General features: G+C 60.6%; 1 protein-coding gene. It reads right to left on the reverse strand.

The features are described 5' to 3' along the window. Nucleotides 1–1,673 (reverse strand): type VI secretion system tip protein TssI/VgrG (tssI, locus tag ACIOU6_RS27965; protein WP_401139980.1); only part of this gene is annotated, 1,673 nt, incomplete at both ends.

A 1,673-nucleotide genomic window follows, 5' to 3' on the forward strand; every position in this document is an offset into this window, starting at 1 on the left:
TCCTGCGCTTGCAACTCCTTGGCCTGCACCGCAAAGCCGTCCTGCTGGTCGCTCGCGGTGGCGAGTCGCTCGGCAGTTTCCGGCAGATCCTTGTGATGTTTCGATTCGTTCGGACGTGGCTCGGTGGTGATCAGCAGGCCGGCCCCGGCACGCACTGCGCCGTGGCGGTCGGTGCGCAATTCGAACCCTTCGCCACGCGGCTGACCACCGCTTGGGCGTGGATGCGTCAGGTAGCCGAGGTTGATCGCACTGGCGCCGTGGTCACTGCGCAGCGCGATGCTGATCTCGCTGGTGGTGTCGTCGATGCGCAGTTCGTTGGCGCGGCTGCCCTTGTATTCCTTGCTCTTGACCGTGGCCAAGGTCTTGAAGTCCGGAAGTTTGTACGGGGGCAGATTGGCGCCGTGGTACAGACAACCGGTGATCAGCGGCTGGTCGGGATCGCCCTCAAGGAAGGTGATCAAGACTTCCATACCAACCCGCGGAATGTTGATCGAGCCGAAGGTTTCGGCGGCCCAGCTCGACGCGACGCGCATCCAGCAACTGGTCATGTCATCGTGCTTGCCTTCGCGATCCCAGAAGAACTGCACCTTGACCCGGCCATACTGGTCGCAGTAGATCTCTTCGCCTTCCGGGCCGCAGACCACGGCACTCTGGGTGCCGAGGACTTTCGGTTTCGGGTGATCGAGCGGCGGACGGTACGGCACGTCCCACGGGATCGCGCTGAAGCGGTTGCGGTAGCCCTGGTGGAAATCGTCCTTGTTGTCCGTGGTGTCGCTGGTCACCGACTCTTCCAGCACTTGCGGCTGTTTGCCTTCGTGGAAGATTTCAGTGAGCAGCCACAGGTCGTTCCACGTCGGGTTGGCGTGTTCGGTCAGGGCAAGAAAATGTCCGCTGACCAGAATCGGCTGGTCGCTGCTACCTTCGGCCAGTCGATAGTCGCTGCGATGACGTTCCAGCGCGCGATTAGACAAATGTTTGCCGCGGTCACGGTCAACGAATCGGCCCGGGTAATCGTAATCTTCCAGGTCCGGCTGAGCGCTGCTTTTGGCATCACTTTCCAGCTCAATCTTGGGTTTGACGAAATCGTAATCGCGCCGCGTGGTACGGCTGGTGCGCGTGGCCAGACGCAGGCCGAAACGCTTGACCACCGGTTTGTCAGCGACCAGTCCGGAGTCCTGCTGATAGGCCACGGGCGCGAGTTTCGGGAACACGGTCTGGTCATCGCCGAAGGTCAGTTTGTGGCCGCTGGCGGTGTGCTGAAAGTGGTAGTGAATACCTTCTTCCTCGCACAGGCGCTGGATGAAATCGAGATCCGATTCGTCGTACTGCACGCAGTAGATGCGCTCGGGGTAGATCGCGCTGAGCTGGAAGTGATAATCGCTGGCGAGAATGCCGTGTTCTTCCAGCACCTGGCTGATGATCTGCTGCACGGTCATCTGCTGGAAGATGCGCTGATTGACCCGATGCGCGAGGTACGCCAGTTGCGGGCGCAGGGAGATTTTGTAGCGCGTCAGGCGCTTGCCAGACTCACCCTGGGCGATGCTATAGACCAGCCCGTGAATGCCGGTGCCGCTCGGCGACAACTGAAGAAACGCCAGTTTGTGCAGCACGCTTTCGAGGTTGATCGCAGCCTTTTCGCTGACCAGTTCCAACTCGAATTCGAAGGGGGTGTT

The sequence above is a fragment of the Pseudomonas sp. NPDC087615 genome, assembly GCF_044743445.1.
In the GTDB taxonomy this organism is placed as follows: Bacteria; Pseudomonadota; Gammaproteobacteria; order Pseudomonadales; family Pseudomonadaceae; genus Aquipseudomonas; species Aquipseudomonas baetica_A.